The following is a 20169-nucleotide window of genomic DNA, read 5'->3' on the forward strand; positions in this document are numbered from 1 at the left end:
ACTATTAGAATGGCCCGACTTCACGGTCGTGTCAATATAGTTCACACGTTAAATATATTGATTGTCTGTAAGTAGTCGGGCGCTCAACCCGCAGGAACCGAAAGGTGCCGTGCTCGCCACTCGCTTGGCGAGATCCCTTCCCGCGCCTTGAAGAAGCGGGAGAAATAGGCGGCGTCCTTGAGCCCCACCTCGTAGGCGATATCCTCGAGCGGTCGCACCGTGAACAGCAGCAGCCGCTTGGATTCCAGCAAGCGCCGCTCGCTGAGAAAATCCTTCACCGATAGACCGAAAGCCGCCTGGCACGCCTTGGCAAGCAGGTGTGGCGTCGTGCCGAGCCCGCTTACATACTGATCGACCGGCCAGTTCTCCCTGAAATGCCGGTCAACAAGTCTGCGGAACTCTGAGGCGAGGATCGTGTGCCCGGTTTTCGTTTCAGGGGTTAGCACCGAATCGAATCGGCCGATCTCCGTCAATGCAACGGCCACAAGCGCCGAAAGCACCGTCTCCATGCCAGGGCGACCGCTCCGATACTCGTCCGCAATCAAGTGAATGGTGTTTGCCAGCCGGCGCCATGCGGACGCGTCGCCCTCAGCCGTTATCATGACCGGGGCATCGAGCGGCAGGATCGTCTGCTCGCGGATCGGCACCAGCGCGCTGTCGGCGATGGACACCACAATCGCATCCGTCTCTTCGGGTTCGACGGAAAAACCATGCACAACGCCACTCGGCACGAAACTGACCGCTGGCGCGAAAAAATCCAACCGTTCGTCTTCGATATAGTAGGTTCCGCGCCCGCTCGTCCAGAAGGTGATCTGCGCCATGCGGGCGTGGCTGTGCGCTTCCACCTGGCCGAGATGCAGGTTTTTCCGGGCCATCACCGTTTCCACATGCATGAATCCGACCTCGAGCGGCCGGTCTGGCTCGCCATAGACGAAAAATCTTGGAACGGAACGGGCCACGGAACCACCGGAAAAAGTACAAGCGATTTTGCAATTCTGTGCATGGAGCGAACGGAATGCAAGGCTTATCATTCGCCGAAATTTGAATGGAGGAGTACTATGAATATTCACGATCATCGCCCTTTGATGAAGGCTGAGGACTATCGCGCCGACAAGAAGCGCCCTTTCACCGGCGCCGAATATCTCGAAAGCCTGCGTGACGGCCGCGAAGTCTACATCAACGGGGAACGCGTGGCTGACGTGACGGCGCACCCCTCCATGCGCAATTCCGTCCGCTCGCTTGCCCGCATGTACGACGCGCTGCATGACGAGAAGACCAAGGAGCGGCTGACCTCGCCGACCGACACCGGCAGCGGCGGCTATACCCATAAATATTTCCGCGTCGCCAAATCGTCGGCAGAACTTGTCGCCCAGCAGGGCGCGATCGCCGACTGGGCGCGAATGTCCTATGGCTGGATGGGCCGCACCGCCGACTACAAGGCAGCCCTGATGAACACACTGGGCGCCAATGCCGACTGGTACGGCCAGTTCAAGGACAACGCACTGGCCTGGCACAAGCGGGCGCAGGAATCCGTGCTGTTCATGAACCACGCGATTGTCAACCCGCCGATCGACCGCCACAAGCCGGCCGATCAGGTGAAGGACGTCTTCGTGCATATCACCAAGGAAACCGATGCCGGCATCTATGTCTCCGGCGCCAAGGTGGTAGCGACCTCATCGGCCTTGACCCATTACAATTTCCTCGCCCAGAGTTCGGCGACCGTGACCGAAGACCCGTCGCTGTCGGTGATGTTTATCGTGCCGATGAACGCGCCGGGCATCAAGATGTTCTGCCGCGTCTCTTACGAGCAGACGGCCAACACCGTCGGCACGCCGTTCGACTACCCGCTGTCGTCGCGGTTCGACGAAAACGACGCGATTCTGGTGCTCGACAACGTTTTCATTCCCTGGGAAGACGTGCTGGTGCTGCGCGATGCACAGAAGATCCTGTCCTTCCACCCGGCGTCGGGCTTCATGCACGGCTACTGCTTCCAGGGTTGCACCCGGCTTGCAGTCAAGCTCGATTTCCTCGCCGGCCTTCTCGCCAAGGCGTTGCGCGCCACCGGTGGTGACGCCTTCCGTGGCAACCAGGCCATGCTCGGCGAGGTCATCGCCATCCGCCACATGTTCTGGAGCTTCTCCAATGCCATGGCGCACAACCCGATTCCCTGGGCGAACGGCGCGGTGCTACCCAATCTCGAAGCGGCGCTCTGCTACCGCACCTTCATGTCGGAGCAGTATCCCAAGGTCATCGACCTGATCCGCCGCACGGTGGCATCCGGACTTATCTACCTGCCGTCTTCGGCCAAGGATTTCAACAACCCTGAAATCGACCGCTATCTCACCCAGTATGTCCGCGGCTCCAATGACATGGGTCACATCGAGCGCATCAAGGTCATGAAGCTGCTGTGGGATGCGACGGGCACCGAGTTCGGCGGCCGCCATGCGCTCTATGAGCTCAACTATGCCGGCGCGCCCGAAGAGGTTCGCCTGCAGGTGCTGAAGGGCGCCGAACGCGGTGGAAGGCTCAGGGAAATGGAAGCGCTGGTCGATACCTGCATGAGCGACTACGACGAGAATGGCTGGACCGGCGACACCTGGTTGCCGCCACTCAACGGCTGAGGAACAACTGACATGGAGGAGGCAGTTTCCAAGACCGAGTTTCGCGATGCCATGGCGCGTGTCTGCGCGCCAGTCAACGTGATCACCACGAATGGCCCGGCGGGACGCGGCGGGTTTACCGCTACCGCCATGTGCAGCGTCACCGACGAGCCGCCGACGCTGCTCGTCTGCATGAACGGCAAATCGGCGCAATGCGGCCTGTTTCTCGAAAACCGCCGCTTCTGCGTCAATGTGCTGGCGCAGGACCACCAGGAACTGGCCGGCTATTTTGCCGGCCGCCAGGCGGACATGGCGGCGCGCTATGCAGCAGCCGAATGGGTCGATATGCCCTCGGGCAGCCAGGCACTGGCCGGCGCCATGGTCTCGCTCGACTGCCGCCTGACGGAGGCGCGGCTGGTGGGCACCCACCACATCTTCATCGGCCAGGTTATCGGCATCCGTTCAAGGGCGGACGGCAACGCGCTGCTCTATTTCGACCGGAGCTACATCAACGTCCCGACGCAAGTGGGGAGTTTCGGCGGGTAAGAACGCGCCGGGGGACACCCCTGAATAGATAAGACCATGGCGCCGCAAGTTCTGCGGCGCCATTTGTGTCAGGCGGCGTGCATCGTTTCCTGCGAGGCCATTTCAACGAGCTCTTCGCTATTGGGGCAGAAGGACCGCATCGAGCTCGCCGCGGTGCCGTCGGCAAGCCTCGCTCGGCAGATTTTCTTGGCGTCGCACGTTGCGCAAGTCGCTCTCAAATCGCGCATCTCGGCGACCCGTGGGGTTAGCCCCGTCGTCTTGTCGATCCCGAGAGCAGCCATCATGCGATCCAGTTCATCTGTCGCATGAGGACCCGCGACAACGAGTTTCTCGAATTGATACCGGGTGAGACCGATGTCAGCACTTAGCAGTTCGATTTCACGGGCGCTCAGCGAGTACAATTCCCGCAGGTCGCGCGCCCGCGCGGTTCGCGCATTCCACCATCGGCTCACGTTGGTGGAACAATGCTGTAGCGATGTAGCAAGTGACATGAAACAACCTCCATCTATTAAGATGGAGGCTATCCGGATGCTTGCTCCGCAACGTTGATATGGATCAAAGATAAATCAGTACTTCAGGAACCAGCGCCACACCTGTCGCCCGCACCAGCCGGCTACATCAGTTCACAGGAATGACGGAGTTGAAGAAGGTGGCCGCGGAGTAACAACCCTGCCCCCCTCGCCACCGAATTTCCTGCCTAAAACGCGACCTCCAGCGATACCGGCGCGCGGAATTCCCATCCTCTGAAGCGCACCGGTTTTTCGTCCGCAAGCCTGATATCGGGCACGTTGTCGATCAGATAACGAAGGGCCACGGTGATCTGCTGGCGGGCAAACCAGCGGCCGGCGCAGAAGTGGTGACCGAAGCCGAAGGCAGCATGATTGCCCTCGTTTCGATGCAGATTGAAACGGCCCGGCTGGCTGAATCGGCTTTCGCAATGTGAGGCGGAGGCCAGAACCGCGGCAACCGGCTGGTTGGCGGGAATCGTCACGCCGCCGATTTCCACATCCCGCGTCGTCTGCCGTGTCTGGGTGCCGATCGGCGTCACCCAGCGCAAGCCCTCGTCGACCGCGCGCGGCAGCAGCTTGTCCATCTCTGCCTTGACCTCGGCGAATTGATCGGGATTTTGCAGCAGTCCCGCCATGATCGAGCCGGCGCCATGGCCCGGCTCCTGCATGCCGCCCAGCAACATGACTTTCAATGTCGGCAGAAGGAACGGAAAGGGACGGGTTTCGCCCACCGCCATGCCATCATGCAACATGTGGGACAGCGCGGAATCGTCGGGCTCCCTGCTCAAGCGTTCCATCACCGGCGTGACGATTTCGGTAATCTCAGCGCTGATCTCATCGGCAATCTTTTGCCGTTCCGGATCGCATTCGAAATTGATCGCGCCCTGTGCCAGCCCGAAGAACCAGCGGCGGAGCGTGTCGAGATCGACATCGCCAAGACCAAGCGAACGGGTCAGGCTGAGGATAGAGATCGGCTCGAAATAATCCGACATCAGATCGCCGCCGCCTTTGGCCCGCAACGCGGAGAGACAGGCGCTGGCGATCGGCATGACCAGATCGTCCATATAGGTCGCTACGCGCTTGGGGCTGTATTTCGGATCGACGCCGCTCCGCAGGCATTTGTGCACCGGTCCATCGGAGGTGAGGATCGTCGGCTTGCCCCAGGTCTTGTCGAGCGGCGAGCTTTCCACCTCGGCGGCGAACAGCTCAGGGGTTTTCGACAGATATTCCACGTCCTTGAAGCGGGTTACGAACCAGAGATTGACCGCCGGGATATAAGCGACCGGCGCTTCCCGCCGCAACCGCTCGTAGATCGGATAGGGGTCGTTCTCCAGTTGCTCGACCGTCACCTCGTCCAAGAATGTCATTTCGGGCCTCCCTCCCTCAAATCTCTATCTTTTACAATTGTATCCACGCCGTTTTCAGATCGACATATTTGTCCAGCGCATGCAGCGACTTGTCGTGACCGTTGCCGGATTGCCTGACGCCGCCAAGCGGCACGGTGTTGTCCGAACCGCCATAGGTATTCACATGCACGACGCCGGCCTTGATGCCGCGCACCATGCGGTGGGCGCGTGAAAGATTGGATGTCCAGACCGCCGAGGCCAGCCCATAATCAGTGGCATTGGCGATCTGTAGGGCTTCGGCCTCGGTCTCGAACGGGATGATCGACAGGATCGGCCCGAACACTTCTTCCCGCGCAAGCGTCATACCGGGCGTCACGTCGAAGACGGTCGGCTGCATGTAGAAACCACCAGTCTCCTGCATAATCTGCTTGCCACCGGTGCGAAGCGCGGCGCCTTCCGAAAGTGCCTGCTCGGCATAACCGAGATCCTTCCGGAGCTGTATTTCGCTGGAGATCGCCCCGGCTTCGGTGGTCAAGGCCAAGGGATCGCCAAGCTTCATGCCAGCTGCGATCTTCGCCACCTTCTCTGAAAATTCCTCGTGAATTGATTTTTCCACCAGCAACCGCGAGCCCGCCACGCAGACCTGGCCGGAATTGCGGAAGATCCCGTAAGCCGACACCTTGGCGGCCTGGTCGAGGCTGGGCGCGTCGGCAAAGACTATGTTGGGCGACTTGCCGCCGAGCTCGAGATAGACGCGCTTGAGGTTCGAGCGAGCGGAATATTCCAGCAGCCGGCGGCCGACAGGGCCTGAGCCGGTAAACGCCAGTACGTCGATATCCATATGCAGGCCGAGCGCTTCGCCGCTGACCGCCCCCCTGCCCGTCACGACATTCAGCACGCCTTCCGGCAATCCCGCTTCGGCGCACAACGCGGCCAATTTGAGCAGCGAAAGCGAAGCGCCCTCTGCCGGCTTCAACACCACGGAATTGCCCGCCGCCAATGCAGGCGCGATCTTCCAGGCACCGATCATCATCGGGAAATTCCACGGCACGATGGCCGCGATGACGCCGACCGGCTCGCGATGCACGAGGCCGAGCACATTTTCTGCCGTGGGTGCGATCTCGCCATAGACCTTGTCGATCGCCTCCGCATAGTAGCGGAAGGTGCCGGCCGCACTACCCGGCTCGGCCTTGAGCGCCATCGAAATTTCGGTGCCGTTATCGCGCACGCCGAGCACGGCAAGCTCCAGTGCGTGTTTCTCGATCAGTTCGGCAATTTTCAGCAGGACCTTTTTGCGCTCTGCGGGCGCGGCTTTCGACCAGCTTCCCTTTTCGAAGGCAGCACGTGCCGCCTTGACTGCCAGATCGACATCGTCAGCCCCGGCGTCGCCGATGGTGGTCAGCTTGCAGCCATCGATGGGCGAAATGACGTCCATCGTCGCGCCGTTGACAGGCTCGCGCCATGTCCCGCCGATGAACAACGACTGCGGGGCGATTGCGAGTGTGCGGAGTTGGTCGATCTTGTCCTGCATGTTTCCATTCCCTCAAAGAAAATGGCGGGCGAAGCGCCCGCCATCATAGTCTGTCGACGATCAGGCTTCCTGCCCCGCGCCGAGCCGCGCAAATCCGGGGGAGTCGGCGGATTTCAGCCGTGCTGCAGCGATAAAGCCGATGACAGCTGCGATCACCACCAGACCCGGGAGGAATACCGCCAGGAAGCCGCTCGCGCCGGCAATCGTGCCGAAATTGGTGGCGATATAGAAAACCAGCGCCAACAGGACCAGGCCTGTGAGAACAGGAAGCACCTTGGTCGCAAGCACGCTGCTTTCCAGGCCCGGATTGCGGGAGAAGAAAGCCACGATCGCGAAGGCAGTGAACGCCATCAGCAGCATGATCGCCAGAGTACCGACATTGGTCAGCCATGAAAAGAGCGCCAGCACGGGATCCTGACCAGTGAAGGCAAAGAGCGCGACGACGAGCACGGCGATGACCGTCTGGATCACCGAGCCGACATGCGGGCTCTGGAACACAGGATGAGTGACGCCCACCGACTTCGGCAACAGGCCTTCGCGACCAGCAACATACATGTAGCGGGCAACGCCGTTGTGGAAGGCAAGCACGCCGGCAAACAGGCTGGTGACGAACAGCACGTTCATGGTGACGACGATCCAGTGGCCCACATAACGGTCGGCAAGGCCGAACAGGAAGGTGGTGGGATCAGCAAGGCCCTGCAGTTCCGGCACCAGCTTGTCGACGCCGGCACCGTTGACCATCAGCCATGAGGTCAGCATGTAGAACAGGCCGATGATCAGCACCGAGATGTATGTGGCGCGCGGCACGGTCTTGTGCGGCTCGCGGGCTTCTTCGCTGTAAATGGTTGTCGCTTCAAAGCCGATGAAGGCGGCAAAGCAGAACAGGATGCCGACAGCGGGCACACCGCTCAGAAAGGCTGTCGGCGTGAACGGCGCGGCGGAAATGCCGCTGTCGCCACCCTTGAACAGGATCGCGGCATCGATGATCAGCACAACGAGGTATTCGAGAACGACGAGAACCGTCAGCACCTTGGCCGACAGATCGACACGGCGGTAGCCGAATACTGCAACGAAGGCGATACCAATAAAGGTCCAGACCCACCATGGCAGGTCGAGGCCGATGCCGGCAAACAGACCCTGTGTGGCAGCGCCAAAAAGACCGAAGATGCCGATCTGCATGGCGTTATAGGCGAGAATGGCAACCAGCGCGGCAGCCCCTCCCATCATGCCGCCGAGACCCTGGGCGGTATAGGCATAGAAGGCGCCGGCATTTCTGATGTGGCGGGCCATGGCCACATAGCCGACTGCAAACAGCAGCAGGATTGTGGTGACCAGCAGGAATGTCAGTGGAATGCCCGGACCATTGCCGAGCAACATCGATAGCGGCACGCCGCCGGCGACCGCGGTTAGCGGCGCTGCCGCAGAAACCACAAGAAAAGTGACGGCGCCGACGCCGAGACTGTTCTTGCGCAGCTGGTTTGCACCGCTGGCTTGTGAAGATGAATTGCTCATATCGCTTAGCTCCCCTTTGCGATTTCTCCTCCGTCGATCAAGCGACGGCCCCAGTTCGCTCCGGTTGCCTGTAGTTATTTTTATGCTTGCAAGCCGGCCTGCGCAATCGGTTCACTATTCAAACCGACGCTTCAAATATAGACTTGCAAATAGAAACGGTTCCTGTCAAGTTATTTCGCATGTTAAGTATCTCGACGCATGAGGAAGCGGACTTGACAGGTGGCACCCCTACCATTTCGGAGGCCCAAAGGGCATTCCAGCAGGCGAGGAAACGAGAAAAATGGGAACGATCAGTAAAGCGCTGACATTACTGGATACGCTGTCGCTCATGCAGAGCGAAGCGGGGCTGACGGAGATTGCCAAGGCATGCGACCTGGATAAGGCCACTGCCCGACGGTTCCTCGTCGAGCTTGAAAAGCATGGCTTTGTCGAGCAACTGGCCGAGTCGCGCAAATACCGGATCGGCTCTGCCCCCGTTCGCCTCGGACGGATCCGGGAAGCGTGCTATCCTTTCCTGCGTACGGCAATGCCCTTCGTCAAGCGACTGGTCGAGGAGGTGGACGAGACCGTACATCTTTCCGAATTCACCGGCGGCCGGCTATCGACCGTGCATGTAGAGGACTCGACCAAGGCGCACCGGGTCTTCGTCGCGGTCGGCACTTTGCTGCCGTTTCATGCCACGGCTTCGGGTCTAGCCTTCATCTCGTCCTGTCCTGCAGCCGATATCGAGGCCGCCATCTCGGCCCCACTACAAAGTTACACGGACTACACACTCACGGATCCGGCCTCGTTTCGCCAGAGCATCGAACAGACCCAAGCGGACGGCTACTCGGTCAGCCGGCAGGGCTTGGAGGCGGGTGTAATCAGCACCTCTGCCGCGATCCTCACGCCGGGGGCGAGGCCCGTCGGCTGCATCACCATTGCGGCCCCCCTTGTAAGAGCCGATGCCGGAAAGGTTCGCGAGCACGGACTCGCCGCAGCTTCGACGGCCAGGAGAATTTCAGACGCATTCTTCGGCGCGGACCGGCAAGTCCGGACCGTGCCGCAATCGAGGAGGACGAATTGATGAGCGTGAATGCTCGAATGCCCCATATACTTGTGATCGGCACCGGTGACACCAAGAGCGATGAGCTGACCTTCATGGCTGATGTGATCGGCAAGGCCGGCGGTCTTCCGGTCATGATCGATGTCAGCATTCTCGGCGATCCGGCTTATAGCCCGGAATACACCAAGCACGATGTCGCCAAGGCCGCTGACACGACCATCCAGGCGATTATCGACAGTGGCGACGAGCACTCCGCCATGGAACTGATGGCAAAGGGGGCTGCGGCCCTCGTGCGCCAGCTCTACGATGTTGGTCAGGTCGACGGCGTGATCGTCCTCGGCGGCTCGTTGGGCACGGATCTGGCGCTCGATGTTGCGGCAGTCCTGCCGCTCGGGGTACCGAAATTCGTCATCTCCACCATCGCCTACTCCCACCTCCTGCCACCCGAGCGCATTGCGCCGGACCTGATGATGATCCTCTGGGCCGGCGGCCTCTATGGCCTGAACGGCATCTGCCGCTCGGTGCTGTCGCAGGCAGCCGGTGCCGTTGTTGGTGCAGCCCTGCACGGCCAGAAGCCGAACACCGACAAGCCACTGATCGGCATGACCTCGCTCGGCTCCTCCTGCCTGAAATACATGAAATACCTGAAGCCCGAGCTGGAGAAGCGCGGCTACGACGTCGCCGTCTTCCACGCCACCGGCATGGGCGGCCGCGCCTTTGAAGCGATTGCCGCCCAGAAGGGTTTCGCCGCTGTCTTCGACTTCTGCATCCAGGAGGTTTCCAACCATCACAACGGAACCGTCGTGACATCTGGCCCTGACCGGATGGAAAATGCCGGTCGCGCAGGTATACCGCAGATCGTCGCTCCCGGCGCAATAGACATGGTCGACCTGCCGGCATGGCAGCCCCTGCCCGAACGATTTGCCGAGCGCCCTTATCATGCGCACAACCGACTGATCGGCTCGGTGACGACCGATCCGCAAGGGCGTCGCGCCATCGCCCGCGTCATCGGCGAAAAGCTTGCGGGCGCGAAGTCCCCTGTCGCTTTCGTTCTACCCACCAAAGGCATTCAGGAATGGGATCAGGAGGGCGAACCGCTCTACGAACCCGAAGCGCTGGACGCCTTCGTCGACGAGATGCGGCGTGCAGCTCCGGCCTCCGTCATCTTCGAAGAAATCGACACCCATATCAATTCACCCGAATTCTCTGAAACGGCACTCGAAATCTTCGACCGCTGGGTCGCCGAAGGCGTGGTTCCGGGAGGCCGCCGATGAATTCCCACAAGGCTCTGATCCTCGATTTCGGCGGTGTCGTCACCCGCACGCTGTTCGAAACCCACGACCTTACCGAGAGTGCCCTTGGGCTGGCGCCGGGAACGCTGAGCTGGCGCGGACCATTCGACCCATCGACCGATCCGCTCTGGGTGTCCATGCAGAACCGCGAGATCACCGAGCGCGACTACTGGATGACCAGGACAAAGGAAGTCGGCGCGCTGGTCGGCGAAGATTGGCCCGACATGCAGACCTTCGTCCAGCGGGCACGCGGTGCCGAACCCGGCCTCGTGCTGCGGCCCGAGGCGCGCGCCGCCATCATCAGGGCGAAGGATGCGGGGCTCAAACTCGCCATCCTGTCGAACGAGCTCGACCTGTTCTATGGCGTCGAGTTCCGCAAGCGTTTCCCGCTGATCGAGCTGTTCGACGTTATCGTCGATGCGACCTACACCAAGATCCTGAAGCCCGACCCGCGCGCCTACGAGCTGGTGCTGGGCGAGCTCGGTCTCGATCGCAAGGACTGCGTCTTTGTCGACGACCAGAAGAAGAACATCGAGGGTGCTGAAGCAGTCGAACTGCCCTACGTGCATTTCGACGTCACCCGCCCCGCCGAAAGTTATGCCCAGGCACTCAAGATGCTTGGAATATGAAAGGAAAATCCGATGCGTGAAACCAACTTCCTGATCGAAAACAATGCCCGCCACCTTTGGCATCCGATGGCGCACCCGGCCGAAATGCTGGCCAATCCACCGCGCATCATCAATGCAGCTGAAGGCGTCGACGTCATCGATATCCACGGCAAGAAGGTCCTCGATGCCGTGGGCGGACTGTGGAACGTCAATCTCGGCTATTCCTGCGAGCCGGTGAAGAAGGCGATCCGCGACCAGCTCGAAGAGTTGCCCTATTACTCGACCTTCCGTGGCACCACCAATTCGCCGCTGATCGAGCTATCCTACGAGCTCGCCGAATGGTTCAAGGAAGACGGGCTGGTGCGCGCGTTCTTCACTTCGGGCGGTTCGGACTCGGTCGAAACGGCACTGCGGCTCGCCCGTCAGTATCACAAGATCAACGGCCAGCCGGAGCGCACCAAGTTCGTGGCGCTGAAGAAGGGTTACCACGGCACGCATTTCGGCGGCGCATCGGTCAACGGCAACTCGAATTTCCGCCGCAACTACGAGCCGCTGCTGCCGGGGGTCTTCCATCTTGCTGCCCCCTACACCTACCGCAATCCGTTCAACACCACGGATGCGGCTGAAATCGCTCAGGCGATCGCCCGCCAGTTCGAAGACGAGATCGCTTTCCAGGGCGCAGACACCATTGCCGCGCTGATCATGGAGCCGGTGCTGGGCGCCGGCGGCGTCATTGTTCCGCACGAAACCTTCATGCCGCTGATGCGCGAGATCTGCGACAAGCACGGCATCCTGCTGATCGCCGACGAAGTCATTACCGCATTCGGCCGCACCGGCGCCTGGACGGGTTCGCGCGGTTGGGGCGTCAAGCCGGACATGATGTCGACAGCCAAGGCCATCACCAACGGCTATTTCCCGTTTGGCGCAGTCATGATTTCCGAGAAGGTCACAGCCGCTTTCGAAAGCAACAAGAACTCGTTCGGCTCGATCGGCCACGGCTACACCTATTCCGGCCATCCCGTGGGCGCCGCTGCCGCCCTCGCAACCCTGAAGGAAACCAAGCGCCAAAACACTGCCGCCAACGCTGCTGCACGCGGCGCCGAGTTGATGGCTGGCCTGGAAGGGCTGAAGGCCAAGCACGAGCTGGTTGGTGATGTGCGCGGCAAGGGCCTGATGGCAGCGCTCGAACTCGTCTCGGATCGGCAGAAGAAATCGGCCGCCGCCAAGGATGTGGTCGCCAAGGTCTACGACACCGCCTATGAGGCCGGCGTCATGGTCCGCACCTCAGGGTCCAACGTCATCATCTCGCCGCCGCTCGTCATCTCCGCAGGGGATGTCAGCCGTATCATCTCCGCGCTAGACGAAGGTCTTTCGGCAGCTGGAGGAAAATAAGATGTCCGACAACAAAGCGTTGCTTGCCAGGCGCGAAAAGCTCCTCGGCAAGAACATGTCGACCTTCTATCAGGACCCCGTGCATCTGGTACGGGGCGAAGGTGTCTGGCTCTGGGATGCCGACGGCAAGCGCTATCTCGACTGCTATAACAATGTTCCGCATGTCGGCCATTGCCATCCGCGCGTGGTCGAGGTGATCACGCGCCAGGCGTCGACACTCAACACCCATACGCGTTACCTGCACGAGGGTATTCTCGACTATATCGAACGCCTGACAGCGACCTTCGACGACAGCCTCGATACGGCGATCCTCACCTGCACCGGCAGCGAGGCCAACGATATCGCGCTGCGCATGGCCCAGGCCGTCACCGGCAAGACCGGGGTGATCGCCACCGATCATACCTATCACGGCAACACGGCGGCGGTGTCGCAGCTATCGACCCGCATGCCACCGGTCGGTGGCTATGGCGGCCATGTCCGCCACGTTCCGGCGCCGGACGGCTATCGTCCGCTCGGCGGCGAACCGGGCGAAGCCTTCACCGATGCCTGGGCGGCCGAGATCGAAAAGGCCATCGCCTCGTTGCAGCAAACGCCGCATGGTTTCTCCGCGCTGATCATCGATCCCTTCTTCGCCAATGAAGGTTTTCCGGATCTGCCGGACGGCTTCCTGCAAAAGGCGGCGGCCATCGTCAGGAAAGCAGGCGGCCTACTGATCTGCGATGAAGTGCAGCCGGGATTTGGCCGTACCGGTAACCATATGTGGGGCCACCAGCGGGCAGGCATCGTTCCCGATGTCGTCACGCTCGGCAAGCCGATGGGCAACGGCCATCCGGTCGGCGGCGTGGTCGCCAATTCGGAAACGCTGAACGCCTTCCGCAAGGCATTCCGCTATTTCAATACCTTCGGTGGCAACCCGGTTTCCTGTGCGGCAGCCATGGCGGTACTCGATGTCATCAGGGACGAAAACCTGCTCGAAAATGCCCGGATCGTTGGTGCCTATGCACAGGCAGGGCTGCGCAAGCTCGCGGAGAAGCATGACGTGATCGGCAATGTGCGCGGCAGCGGCCTGTTTTTCGGAGCCGAACTAGTGCTCGATCAGTCTACGAAGGCACCGGCCACCGAATTGGCAACCACCGTCATCAACGAGATGCGCGAACGCGGCGTGCTGATGGGCAAGCTGGGTATCCACCAGAATGCCACCAAGATCAGGCCGCCGATGCCTTTCAGCACCGAAAATGCCGATTTCATGCTCTCGACTCTCGACGACGTGCTGGCGGGACTCTGATGTCAAGCATACTTGATGATCTCAAGGCGCGCGCCCGAAAGGCCCTCGCCTGCTGGGCCCTGTCCGAACAGGAGCCGAAGCTGCTGAAATACCGCGAGAATGCGGTGTTCAGGGTCGAGCTTCCAAACGGCGAAGGTGCGGCGCTGCGCCTGCACCGACCCGGTTACCATTCTGAGGCGGCACTCAGATCGGAACTTCTCTGGATGGACGATCTTCGTAACAACGGCCTTGATGTGCCGCGGCCTATTCCGGCTGCGGACGGGTCGCTGCTGGTGGCGCTCGACCGGTCGAATGAACAGTATGCCGATCTCATCGGCTGGGTCGACGGCCAGCAGATAGGCGAGAGCGGCAAACTGCTCGAACATACCGCCGACGAATTGGCACGCATCTACCGGTTGGTCGGCGCGTCCATGGCCGAGATGCACAACATCTCCGATCGCTGGTCACCCCCGGCGAGCTTCACCCGAAGCGCCTGGGATCGGCAGGGCCTGTTGGGAGAGTCGCCGCTCTGGGGGCGCTTCTGGGATTGCCCCGGCTTGTCCACCGAGGATCGAACATTGCTTGCCGGACTGAGAATCGAGCTGCAGCAAAGAATGGACGCGCTTTCAGCTGATCTAGATTACGGCCTGATCCACGCGGATCTCGTGCGCGAGAATGTACTGGTGAATGGCGATCGTGTGGCTCTGATCGATTTCGACGACAGCGGCTACGGCTACAGGCTGTTCGAAATTGCCACGGCATTGCTGCGGAACCGGCGCGAGCCCCACTATCCGCTGATCGTGTCGTCGCTTATCGAAGGGTATCGATCAAAGCGGTCGCTGAGTGACGCGACGCTTGCAAATCTGCCGCTCTTCCTGCTGCTGCGCAGCCTGACCTATATCGGCTGGGCGGGAGAGCGATCGGAACTACCCGACGCAGGCGACCGGTTGGCACGGTACATCCGGGATACGCGGGAACTCGCGCAAGCCGTCGAAACCGCCGGATGACGCTCACTGCGTTTCGTTGAAGGTCGCGACCTCGTCGAGCATGTCGAGCAACTGCTCGATCTTGTCACGGCCGAAGCGCTTTTCGAGCCGATCGTAGATCAGGCGGCTTTCAGGGCTAACCTCGTTTATGATCGCCATGCCGGCCGGCGTGATCCGGAGCAGGACACGGCGGCCGTCATTCTCGTCCTTGTGCTTGGTGATAATACCGCGCTCTTCGAGCGAGCGGATGATCCGGGTCAGGCTGGGCGCGAGGATAAAAGCCTTGTCGGCCATCTCCGACGCATCGACAACTTCCTGCTCGGCAAGGATGCGGATCACGCGCCACTGCTGCTCGGTCATCTCGTGTTCGGCAAGCATCGGCCGAAAATGGCTCATTACCGCCTCGCGCGCTCGCAACAGCGCGATCGGCAGCGAACGGCGGGTGTTGCGAGGAAGCAGTGCGTCCTGCTGCAGCTTGGATTTGGCGGAGGATTGTTCGGTCATGACAGTTCTATCTTCCATTTCACACGGATTTGCAATTGCCCGTTTCACCACGAGAAATCGACGAAACCTCTTGACATCAACCGCGATATCATTAACATGTTAAATATATAAGAAAGACGCATGGGAGGAACGATGCCGCATTTCACGTTCGAGTATTCGGCCAATCTGGACAACCAGGTTGACTTTGCCGCGCTCTGCCGCGCAGTGCACGAGACGATCATGAAGACCGGCCTGTTCGAGCTCGGCGCTGTGCGCGTACGCACCATCCGATGCGACGCCTATGCGATCGCCGATCTCCTGCCGGAAAACGCCTTCATCGACATGTCGTTCCGTATCGGCGTCGGCCGCACCAAGGACGAGCGCAAGGCCACGGGCGATGCGATCTTTGCAACTGTTACCGACTTTCTGGCGCCACTGTTTGCCACGCCGCATTTCGCGCTGACGCTTGAGATCCGCGAGATCGATCCGGATCTCAGCTGGAAGAAGAACGCCATTCACCCAAGGCTCCGCGCCAAGAGCAGCTAGGCGCCACCCGCCCCTGGATATTCCGACAACACGCCCGTTCTCGAAACAGGGCGACTGACCGCCTGATGGAGATGAAATGTCAAAGCTCGACGAAAACATCGCAAAAGCAAAGGCCTATCTCGCAAAGTTCGAGAAGGGTGTGATGAACCGGATCGATGGTGAGGATGTCTGGGCCGCCGATGGCGCCACCTATGAGACGATCTCGCCGGTCGATCTCAAGCCGCTGGCGACCGTGGCGCTGGGCAAAGCCGCCGATATCGATCGCGCCGCCAAGGCGGCAAAGGCCGCCTTCCCTGCGTGGGCTGCGATGGATGGTGCCGCCCGCAAGAAGCTGTTGCACAAGATCGCCGATGCCATCGTCGCACGTGCCGAGGAAATTGCTTTCGTCGAATGCATGGATACCGGGCAGTCGATGAAGTTCATGGCCAAGGCAGCCCTGCGCGGCGCCGAGAACTTCCGCTTCTTTGCCGACCGCGCGCCAGAGGCCCGCGATGGCAAGACGCTGCGCGGCCCCGGCCAGGTCAACATGACCACCCGCGTGCCGATTGGTCCGGTGGGCATCATCACGCCCTGGAACACGCCCTTCATGCTGTCGACCTGGAAGATCGCCCCGGCGCTCGCTGCCGGCTGCACGGTCGTTCACAAGCCGGCCGAATTTTCGCCGCTGACCGCGCGCCTGCTGGTCGAGATTGCCGAAGAAGCCGGCCTGCCCAAGGGCGCCTGGAACCTCGTCAACGGTTTTGGCGAAGATGCGGGCAAGGCGCTGACCGAACATCCCGCCATCAAGGCCATCGGCTTTGTCGGCGAAAGTCGCACGGGTTCGATGATCATGAAGCAGGGTGCCGATACGCTCAAGCGCGTGCATTTCGAACTCGGCGGCAAGAACCCGGTCGTGGTGTTCGCCGACGCCGATCTTGAGCGCGCCGCCGATGCAGCAGTGTTTATGATCTATTCGCTCAATGGCGAGCGTTGCACCTCATCCTCGCGCCTGCTGGTCGAGGAGAGCGTCTATGACAAGTTCACCGCCATGGTGGCCGAGAAGGCCAAGCGCATCAAGGTCGGCCATCCGCTCGATCCCGAAACGGTCGTCGGCCCGCTGATCCATCCGGTGCATGAAAAGAAGGTGCTGGAATATATCGGCATCGGCAGAAACGAAGGCGCCACCGTTGCTGCCGGCGGCGAGAAGTTCGCCGGCCCCGGCGGCGGCTGCTACGTCTCGCCGACGCTGTTTACCGGCGCCAACAACCAGATGCGCATCGCCCAGGAAGAAATCTTCGGGCCGGTACTGACCGCCATCCCGTTCAAGGACGAAGCCGAGGCGCTGGAGCTTGCCAACGACGTTCAGTACGGATTGACCGGCTACCTCTGGACCAATGACGTGACCCGCGCATTCCGCTTCACCGACGCGCTCGAAGCTGGCATGATCTGGGTCAATTCGGAGAATGTCCGCCACCTGCCGACGCCGTTCGGTGGCGTCAAGAACTCCGGCATCGGCCGCGACGGCGGCGACTGGTCGTTCGATTTCTACATGGAAACCAAGAACATCGCGTTTGCCAACACGGCGCATGCAATCCAGAAACTCGGCGGCTGACGATGGAGATCGTATCCAGGACGCCTTTTGCCGCTACACATATCTGAGGAGGAAACCATGGCTCTGCCGAAACCCAATCTCTACCCCGCCTTCAACATCGTCCGGCTGTCCCATGTCGAACTCGCCGTTACCGATCTGGCCAAGTCCCGCGCCTTCTATGTCGACACGCTCGGCCTGCAGGTGACGGATGAAGACAAGGACACGATCTATCTGCGCGCCATGGAAGAACGCGGCCATCACTGCATCGTGCTGAAGAAGTCCGGCAAGGCTGAAGCCCGCGACCTCGGCTTCAAGGTTTTCTCGGATGAGGACCTCGACAAGGCCGAGCACTTCTTCAAGGGCAAGGGCCTGCCGGTCGAATGGATCGACCGTCCCTACCAGTCGCGGACCTTCCGCACCCGTGACCCGCATGGCATTCCTCTGGAATTCTATTCGAAGATGGACCGCCTGCCGCCGATCCACCAGAAATACGCGCTCTACAAGGGCGTCAAACCGCTACGCATCGACCACTTCAACTGCTTTTCGCCGAATGTCGATGAATCGGTCGCCTTCTACAACGAACTCGGCTTCCGCGTCACCGAATACACCGCCGATGAGGAAACCGGTCGCCTCTGGGCCGCATGGACGCACCGCAAGGGTGGCGTGCATGACATCGCCTTCACCAACGGCCGCGGCCCGCGCCTGCATCACACCGCCTTCTGGGTACCGACGCCGCTCAACATCATCGACCTGCTCGACCTGATGTCGACCACTGGCTGGCTGGCGAACATCGAACGCGGCCCCGGCCGCCACGGTATTTCCAACGCCTTCTTCCTCTACATCCGCGATCCCGACGGCCATCGCATCGAGATCTACTGCTCGGATTACCAGACGGTCGATCCCGATCTCGAGCCGATCAAGTGGGACCTCAAGGACCCGCAGCGCCAGACGCTCTGGGGCGCACCGGCACCGAAGTCATGGTTCGAGGAGGGCAGCACGTTTGCCGGAACCGAGGTTCGGGATTCGATCCTCAAGGCCCAGCCAATCGTCGCGCCCTGATACTTGGGGCTTCTGCCCCTCATCCGGCTGCCGCCACCTTCTCCCCGTAATAACGGGGAGAAGGAACGTGTGGTACGCTCCCGGGTCAAATTGAGCGGAATTGAGCGCGGCAAGCGCCAGCGAAGTTCCCTCTCCCCGTTCTTACAGGGAGTGGGCTAGAGCAACTAAGTTGCTCCCGGGGTGAGGGGCAAAGAGGATCACAAGATGCCGCCAAAAATCGCAAGTTTCTCCACCGCCAAGGGCAAAGGCTACGGCGTTGTCACCGATAGCGGTATCATCGACCTTTCCGCGCGCCATGGCGAAGTCTGGCCGACGCTCAGAGAGGTGATCGAGGCAGGAGCGCTTAGCCGCCTGGCCGAAGAGGCCGCAACGATGACGCCCGATCTCGCACTTTCGGACATTCGTTTCGAAATCCCGATTCCGATGCCGGAGAAGCTGATCTGCGTCGGCGTCAACTTTCCCGACCGCAACGAGGAATACAAGGACGGCCAATCGGCTCCCTCCAATCCGTCGCTGTTCATCCGCTTCCCTCGTTCCTTTACCGGCCATGACCAGCCGCTGATCCGCCCGCCGGAAAGCCCACAGCTGGATTACGAGGGTGAAATCGTCATCGTCATCGGCAAGGGCGGGCGGCGCATCCCGGAAGCCGAGGCACTCGGCCACATCGCGGCACTGTCGCTGTGCAACGAAGGCACGATCCGCGACTGGGTCCGGCATGCCAAGTTCAACGTCACGCAGGGTAAGAATTTCGACCGGACAGGCTCGATCGGGCCGTGGCTTGTGCCGTTCACCGATGAGGCGCAGCTCGCCGACATCAAGCTCGAGACCCGCGTCAATGGCGAAGTCCGCCAGCAGGACCGCACGTCGCGGATGATCTTTTCCTTCCGCAAGATTATCAACTATATCTCGACGTTCACGACACTGGTGCCCGGTGACGTCATCGTCACGGGAACGCCAACCGGTGCCGGCGCCCGTTTCGATCCGCCGATCTGGCTGAAGCCGGGCGATGTGGTCGAGGTGGAGGCCGACGGTATCGGAATTTTGCGCAACACCATCGCCGACGAGGCCTGACATGCTGACTTCCGACCAGATCGCCGCCGCCGCATCCGCCCTCGACACTGCCGAGAAGAACCGCCAGCAGACAGGCCTTCTCTCGCTTGCGCATCCCGGCATGACCATGGATGACGCCTATGCTGTACAGGCTGCCTGGGTGAAACGGAAGATCGATGGCGGCCGCAAGGTGATCGGCTGGAAAATCGGACTGACGTCGAAGGCGATGCAATATGCGCTCAACATCGACATCCCCGATTCCGGCGTGCTGTTCGGTGACATGTATTTCGATGACGGTGCGGTGATCCCTGATGATCGCTTCATCCAGCCGCGCATCGAAGCCGAGATCGCATTCGTGATGAAGGCACCGCTTGACGGACCCGGGGTGACGGTGTTCGACGTGCTGAACGCCACCGATTACGTGACTCCGGCGCTCGAAATCCTCGATACCCGAATCCTGCGGGTGGACCCGGAAACGAAAAAGGCCCGTACCATCGTCGACACGATTTCCGACAATGCCGCCAATGCAGGTATCGTCATCGGCGGCCGGCAGATGCGCCCGGATGCGGTCGACATGCGCTGGATGGGCGCGATCGTCAGCCGCAATGCCGAAGTCGAGGAAACCGGACTGGGCGCCGGCGTGCTCAACCACCCTGCCCGCGGCATTGCCTGGCTTGCCAACCGGCTGGCCGAGTATGGCGACGGAATCGAAGCGGGGCAGATCGTGCTGGCGGGTTCGTTCATCCGGCCCATCGAGGCCCGGCATGGCGACACGATTACCGCCGACTTCGGCCCCTACGGCACGATCAGCTGCTTCTTTAAGTGAGAGT

The 20169-nt window shown here is 61.0% G+C and carries 19 protein-coding genes; 13 read left to right on the top strand and 6 right to left on the bottom strand.

All coding sequences use genetic code 11. The features are described from left to right. Window positions 1–83: 83 nt before the first annotated feature. Window positions 84–875: a helix-turn-helix domain-containing protein gene (locus JJB09_RS14475; RefSeq protein ID WP_246748725.1), complete on the bottom strand. Its 792-nt coding sequence runs from the start codon at window positions 873–875 to the stop codon at window positions 84–86. A 210-nt stretch (window positions 876–1085) separates the two neighbouring features. Between JJB09_RS14475 and JJB09_RS14480 the strand changes: the two genes are divergently transcribed. Together JJB09_RS14480 and JJB09_RS14485 are read left to right on the top strand one after the other, a co-directional pair. After that, the gene (locus tag JJB09_RS14480; RefSeq protein ID WP_201659671.1) at window positions 1086–2621 is read left to right on the top strand and encodes a 4-hydroxyphenylacetate 3-hydroxylase N-terminal domain-containing protein; all 1536 of its coding nucleotides are present in this window, start codon (window positions 1086–1088) and stop codon (window positions 2619–2621) included. Between the two features lie 12 nt (window positions 2622–2633). Further along, the gene (locus tag JJB09_RS14485) at window positions 2634–3146 is read left to right on the top strand and encodes a flavin reductase (RefSeq protein ID WP_201659361.1); all 513 of its coding nucleotides are present in this window, start codon (window positions 2634–2636) and stop codon (window positions 3144–3146) included. A gap of 68 nt (window positions 3147–3214) precedes the next feature. Here the strand turns inward: JJB09_RS14485 and JJB09_RS14490 are convergent, their stop codons facing one another. The 4 genes from JJB09_RS14490 to JJB09_RS14505 all read right to left on the bottom strand — a co-directional run bounded on the left by JJB09_RS14490 (window position 3215) and on the right by JJB09_RS14505 (window position 8044). Next, the gene (locus JJB09_RS14490) at window positions 3215–3637 is read right to left on the bottom strand and encodes a DUF6455 family protein (protein WP_201659364.1); all 423 of its coding nucleotides are present in this window, start codon (window positions 3635–3637) and stop codon (window positions 3215–3217) included. A 206-nt stretch (window positions 3638–3843) separates the two neighbouring features. Then, entirely contained in the window at window positions 3844–5022 is a 1179-nt protein-coding gene (locus JJB09_RS14495; RefSeq protein ID WP_201659367.1) for a cytochrome P450, read from the bottom strand. Between the two features lie 31 nt (window positions 5023–5053). Further along, window positions 5054–6532, bottom strand: coding sequence for an aldehyde dehydrogenase (locus JJB09_RS14500; protein WP_201659370.1), 1479 nt, complete (start codon window positions 6530–6532; stop codon window positions 5054–5056). 60 nt (window positions 6533–6592) lie between these two features. Then, on the bottom strand, window positions 6593–8044 hold the full coding sequence (locus JJB09_RS14505) for an APC family permease (RefSeq protein WP_201659373.1): 1452 nt from the start codon (window positions 8042–8044) through the stop codon (window positions 6593–6595). Window positions 8045–8324: 280 nt separating this feature from the next. Between JJB09_RS14505 and JJB09_RS14510 the strand changes: the two genes are divergently transcribed. The 6 genes from JJB09_RS14510 to JJB09_RS14535 are packed head-to-tail and all read left to right on the top strand — an operon-like array spanning window position 8325 to window position 14652. Continuing rightward, complete coding sequence (locus JJB09_RS14510; protein ID WP_201659376.1) at window positions 8325–9110, top strand: IclR family transcriptional regulator; 786 nt, start codon at window positions 8325–8327, stop codon at window positions 9108–9110. Continuing rightward, window positions 9110–10363, top strand: coding sequence for a Tm-1-like ATP-binding domain-containing protein (locus JJB09_RS14515; protein ID WP_201659379.1), 1254 nt, complete (start codon window positions 9110–9112; stop codon window positions 10361–10363). Before JJB09_RS14510 ends, JJB09_RS14515 begins: the two co-directional genes overlap by 1 nt. Beyond that, a complete protein-coding gene (locus tag JJB09_RS14520; protein ID WP_201659382.1) occupies window positions 10360–11010 on the top strand; it encodes an HAD family hydrolase in 651 nt (216 codons plus the stop codon). The genes JJB09_RS14515 and JJB09_RS14520 overlap by 4 nt, the downstream gene beginning before the upstream one ends. A 12-nt stretch (window positions 11011–11022) precedes the next feature. Further along, window positions 11023–12381, top strand: coding sequence for an aspartate aminotransferase family protein (locus tag JJB09_RS14525; RefSeq protein WP_201659385.1), 1359 nt, complete (start codon window positions 11023–11025; stop codon window positions 12379–12381). 1 nt (window position 12382) lies between these two features. Next, complete coding sequence (locus JJB09_RS14530) at window positions 12383–13666, top strand: aspartate aminotransferase family protein (RefSeq protein WP_201659388.1); 1284 nt, start codon at window positions 12383–12385, stop codon at window positions 13664–13666. Continuing rightward, window positions 13666–14652 carry a phosphotransferase enzyme family protein gene (locus JJB09_RS14535; RefSeq protein ID WP_201659391.1) on the top strand — a complete coding sequence of 329 codons (987 nt, stop codon included), beginning with the start codon at window positions 13666–13668 and terminating at the stop codon, window positions 14650–14652. The genes JJB09_RS14530 and JJB09_RS14535 overlap by 1 nt, the downstream gene beginning before the upstream one ends. A gap of 3 nt (window positions 14653–14655) precedes the next feature. Here JJB09_RS14535 and hpaR read toward each other — a convergent pair whose 3' ends face one another. After that, the gene (gene hpaR, locus JJB09_RS14540; protein WP_201659394.1) at window positions 14656–15135 is read right to left on the bottom strand and encodes a homoprotocatechuate degradation operon regulator HpaR; all 480 of its coding nucleotides are present in this window, start codon (window positions 15133–15135) and stop codon (window positions 14656–14658) included. Window positions 15136–15267: 132 nt separating this feature from the next. Between hpaR and JJB09_RS14545 the strand changes: the two genes are divergently transcribed. The 5 genes from JJB09_RS14545 (at window position 15268) to hpaH (ending at window position 20165) form a co-directional block, all read left to right on the top strand. After that, on the top strand, window positions 15268–15660 hold the full coding sequence (locus tag JJB09_RS14545; protein WP_201659397.1) for a 5-carboxymethyl-2-hydroxymuconate Delta-isomerase: 393 nt from the start codon (window positions 15268–15270) through the stop codon (window positions 15658–15660). A 76-nt stretch (window positions 15661–15736) separates the two neighbouring features. Continuing rightward, a complete protein-coding gene (gene hpaE / locus JJB09_RS14550) occupies window positions 15737–17251 on the top strand; it encodes a 5-carboxymethyl-2-hydroxymuconate semialdehyde dehydrogenase (protein WP_201659400.1) in 1515 nt (504 codons plus the stop codon). A 57-nt stretch (window positions 17252–17308) separates the two neighbouring features. Then, the gene (gene hpaD / locus JJB09_RS14555) at window positions 17309–18289 is read left to right on the top strand and encodes a 3,4-dihydroxyphenylacetate 2,3-dioxygenase (RefSeq protein WP_201659402.1); all 981 of its coding nucleotides are present in this window, start codon (window positions 17309–17311) and stop codon (window positions 18287–18289) included. 204 nt (window positions 18290–18493) lie between these two features. Further along, the gene (locus tag JJB09_RS14560) at window positions 18494–19360 is read left to right on the top strand and encodes a fumarylacetoacetate hydrolase family protein (RefSeq protein ID WP_201659405.1); all 867 of its coding nucleotides are present in this window, start codon (window positions 18494–18496) and stop codon (window positions 19358–19360) included. Window position 19361: 1 nt separating this feature from the next. Next, entirely contained in the window at window positions 19362–20165 is an 804-nt protein-coding gene (gene hpaH / locus JJB09_RS14565) for a 2-oxo-hept-4-ene-1,7-dioate hydratase (protein ID WP_201659408.1), read from the top strand. Window positions 20166–20169 lie beyond the last annotated feature (4 nt).

This window comes from Phytoamicus setariae (assembly GCF_016722925.1).
GTDB lineage: Bacteria > Pseudomonadota > Alphaproteobacteria > Rhizobiales > Rhizobiaceae > Rhizobium_E > Rhizobium_E setariae.

Bases quoted from the DNA above. Each gene is read 5' to 3' on its own strand.
- JJB09_RS14500 (WP_201659370.1), bottom strand. From the start codon at position 6,532: ATGCAGGACAAGATCGACCAACTCCGCACACTCGCAATCGCCCCGCAG.
- JJB09_RS14475 (WP_246748725.1), bottom strand. From the start codon at position 875: ATGGCCCGGAAAAACCTGCATCTCGGCCAGGTGGAAGCGCACAGCCAC.
- JJB09_RS14505 (WP_201659373.1), bottom strand. From the start codon at position 8,044: ATGAGCAATTCATCTTCACAAGCCAGCGGTGCAAACCAGCTGCGCAAG.
- JJB09_RS14530 (WP_201659388.1), top strand. From the start codon at position 12,383: ATGTCCGACAACAAAGCGTTGCTTGCCAGGCGCGAAAAGCTCCTCGGC.
- JJB09_RS14490 (WP_201659364.1), bottom strand. From the start codon at position 3,637: ATGTCACTTGCTACATCGCTACAGCATTGTTCCACCAACGTGAGCCGA.
- JJB09_RS14495 (WP_201659367.1), bottom strand. From the start codon at position 5,022: ATGACATTCTTGGACGAGGTGACGGTCGAGCAACTGGAGAACGACCCC.
- JJB09_RS14480 (WP_201659671.1), top strand. From the start codon at position 1,086: ATGAAGGCTGAGGACTATCGCGCCGACAAGAAGCGCCCTTTCACCGGC.
- JJB09_RS14525 (WP_201659385.1), top strand. From the start codon at position 11,023: ATGCGTGAAACCAACTTCCTGATCGAAAACAATGCCCGCCACCTTTGG.
- JJB09_RS14520 (WP_201659382.1), top strand. From the start codon at position 10,360: ATGAATTCCCACAAGGCTCTGATCCTCGATTTCGGCGGTGTCGTCACC.
- JJB09_RS14510 (WP_201659376.1), top strand. From the start codon at position 8,325: ATGGGAACGATCAGTAAAGCGCTGACATTACTGGATACGCTGTCGCTC.
- hpaH (WP_201659408.1), top strand. From the start codon at position 19,362: ATGCTGACTTCCGACCAGATCGCCGCCGCCGCATCCGCCCTCGACACT.
- JJB09_RS14545 (WP_201659397.1), top strand. From the start codon at position 15,268: ATGCCGCATTTCACGTTCGAGTATTCGGCCAATCTGGACAACCAGGTT.
- JJB09_RS14535 (WP_201659391.1), top strand. From the start codon at position 13,666: ATGTCAAGCATACTTGATGATCTCAAGGCGCGCGCCCGAAAGGCCCTC.
- hpaD (WP_201659402.1), top strand. From the start codon at position 17,309: ATGGCTCTGCCGAAACCCAATCTCTACCCCGCCTTCAACATCGTCCGG.
- JJB09_RS14560 (WP_201659405.1), top strand. From the start codon at position 18,494: ATGCCGCCAAAAATCGCAAGTTTCTCCACCGCCAAGGGCAAAGGCTAC.
- hpaE (WP_201659400.1), top strand. From the start codon at position 15,737: ATGTCAAAGCTCGACGAAAACATCGCAAAAGCAAAGGCCTATCTCGCA.
- JJB09_RS14515 (WP_201659379.1), top strand. From the start codon at position 9,110: ATGAGCGTGAATGCTCGAATGCCCCATATACTTGTGATCGGCACCGGT.
- JJB09_RS14485 (WP_201659361.1), top strand. From the start codon at position 2,634: ATGGAGGAGGCAGTTTCCAAGACCGAGTTTCGCGATGCCATGGCGCGT.
- hpaR (WP_201659394.1), bottom strand. From the start codon at position 15,135: ATGACCGAACAATCCTCCGCCAAATCCAAGCTGCAGCAGGACGCACTG.